Annotated in this window: 1 tRNA gene and 2 rRNA genes; all 3 read left to right on the forward strand. The window is 44.4% G+C overall.

Features of this window, described 5'->3' with window-relative positions:
* Window positions 1–514: ribosomal RNA gene (locus E5347_RS16685) — 16S ribosomal RNA — on the forward strand; the annotation flags it as partial.
* A 103-nt stretch (window positions 515–617) separates the two neighbouring features.
* Window positions 618–694: transfer RNA gene (locus E5347_RS16690), tRNA-Ile, on the forward strand.
* A 274-nt stretch (window positions 695–968) separates the two neighbouring features.
* Window positions 969–1411 (forward strand): 23S ribosomal RNA (locus tag E5347_RS16695); the annotation flags it as partial.

Genomic DNA, 1411 nt, shown 5'->3' on the forward strand with positions numbered 1-1411 from the left:
TTCGGGGACAGGATGACAGGTGGTGCATGGTTGTCGTCAGCTCGTGTCGTGAGATGTTGGGTTAAGTCCCGCAACGAGCGCAACCCTTATTGTTAGTTGCTACCATTTAGTTGAGCACTCTAGCGAGACTGCCCGGGTTAACCGGGAGGAAGGTGGGGATGACGTCAAATCATCATGCCCCTTATGTCTAGGGCTACACACGTGCTACAATGGCAAGTACAACGAGATGCAATACCGCAAGGTGGAGCTAAACTATAAAACTTGTCTCAGTTCGGATTGTAGGCTGAAACTCGCCTACATGAAGCTGGAGTTGCTAGTAATCGCGAATCAGAATGTCGCGGTGAATACGTTCCCGGGCCTTGTACACACCGCCCGTCACACCATGAGAGTTGGCAATACCCAAAGTTCGTGAGCTAACCCGTAAGGGAGGCAGCGACCTAAGGTAGGGTCAGCGATTGGGGTGAAGTCGTAACAAGGTAGCCGTAGGAGAACCTGCGGCTGGATCACCTCCTTTCTATGGAGAAATCTAGTAAGCAAGGCGCTTATCTAGTACAACTTAGAAGACTGGTTTCTTAACTTCTGTTCAATTTTGAAAGACTAAGTTCTTCAAAAAATATGGGTCTATAGCTCAGCTGGTTAGAGCGCACGCCTGATAAGCGTGAGGTCGATGGTTCGAGTCCATTTAGACCCACCATTGTTCTTTGAAAATTGCATATGAATATAAATAACAACAAGCCAAAAATATTCTTTGTGAATAACTTTGTAATTTATTACTAAATAAATAACCACCTAATTTTTTCAAAACGTTTACAGAAAATTGGTAAACTAGGATGAAATTAGAGAGGAATTTAATTAGAAGCGAGTAGGCCGAGGAGATGAGGACTGAACGACGGAACGTATTTTATACGTGAGTAAGTGATGGACGAAATCGACGAAGAGATACGAAGCTTATAATTAAATGACATATAGGTCAAGCTACAAAGGGCGCATGGTGAATGCCTTGGCATCAGGAGCCGATGAAGGACGTGATAAGCTGCGATAAGCTTCGGGTAGGCGCACATAGCCAGTGATCCGAAGATTTCCGAATGAGGGAACTCACATGGGAAACCCCATGTATCCTGTAATGAATAAATAGTTGCAGGAAGGTAAACCTAGGGAACTGAAACATCTAAGTACCTAGAGGAAGAGAAAGAAAAATCGATTTTCTTAGTAGCGGCGAGCGAAAGGGAAAGAGCCCAAACCAGAGATTTATCTCTGGGGTTGCGGACAGAACATTAACGAGAAGTTATTACTAATTGAAGACAACTGGAAAGTTGAGCCATAGAGTGTAATAGCCACGTAAGTGAAAGTGATAATAATCAAGTTCTGATCCAGAGTACCACGAGACACGTGAAACCTTGTGGGAAGCAGG

The organism is Clostridium sartagoforme (genome assembly GCF_004794105.1).
Classification (GTDB): Bacteria; Bacillota; Clostridia; order Clostridiales; family Clostridiaceae; genus Clostridium; species Clostridium sartagoforme_B.